This is a genomic window from Enterobacter cloacae complex sp.6700776, assembly GCF_048284255.1.
In the GTDB taxonomy this organism is placed as follows: domain Bacteria; phylum Pseudomonadota; class Gammaproteobacteria; order Enterobacterales; family Enterobacteriaceae; genus Enterobacter; species Enterobacter intestinihominis.
Map to the genome: position 1 here is coordinate 1 of NZ_JBLVYK010000050.1, position 965 is coordinate 965.

At 52.5% G+C, this 965-nt stretch carries 1 protein-coding gene; it reads right to left on the reverse strand.

Translation table 11 applies throughout. The annotated features are described in order from the left end of the window. Window positions 1-965 (reverse strand): elongation factor Tu (gene tuf / locus ACNQ0T_RS23140; protein WP_058645277.1); only part of this gene is annotated, 965 nt, incomplete at both ends.

A 965-nucleotide genomic window follows, 5' to 3' on the forward strand; every position in this document is an offset into this window, starting at 1 on the left:
TCCATCGCGATTGGGTGGATCAGAGTCACAACCATCTTGATGTTGTCGCCTGGCATTACCATCTCTACGCCTTCTGGCAGTTCGATGGTACCGGTCACGTCAGTTGTACGGAAGTAGAACTGTGGACGGTAGCCTTTGAAGAACGGAGTATGACGGCCGCCTTCGTCTTTGGACAGAATGTACACTTCAGATTCGAACTTGGTGTGTGGCTTGATTGAGCCTGGCTTCGCCAGAACCTGACCACGTTCGATTTCTTCACGTTTGATACCACGCAGCAGAACACCAACGTTCTCACCAGCACGGCCTTCGTCCAGCAGTTTGCGGAACATTTCAACGCCAGTACAGGTAGACTTCGCAGTCTCTTTGATACCAACGATTTCAACTTCTTCACCAACTTTGATGATACCGCGCTCTACACGACCGGTAACAACGGTACCACGACCGGAGATGGAGAATACGTCTTCGATTGGCAGCAGGAATGGCTTGTCAATCGCACGCTCTGGTTCTGGGATGTAAGAATCCAGGAAGCCAGCCAGTTCGATGATTTTCGCTTCCCACTCTGCGTCGCCTTCCAGCGCTTTCAGCGCGGAACCACGAACGATTGGAGTATCGTCGCCTGGGAAATCGTACTGAGACAGCAGTTCACGAACTTCCATCTCTACCAGTTCCAGCAGCTCTTCGTCATCAACCATGTCGCATTTGTTCAGGAACACGATGATGAAAGGAACGCCTACCTGACGACCCAGCAGGATGTGCTCACGAGTCTGAGGCATAGGGCCGTCAGTCGCAGCAACAACCAGGATCGCGCCGTCCATCTGCGCAGCACCGGTGATCATGTTTTTAACATAGTCGGCGTGGCCTGGGCAGTCTACGTGTGCGTAGTGGCGAGTCGGGGTGTCATACTCAACGTGAGAGGTGTTGATGGTGATACCACGAGCTTTTTCTTCTGGTGCGTTATCGATCTG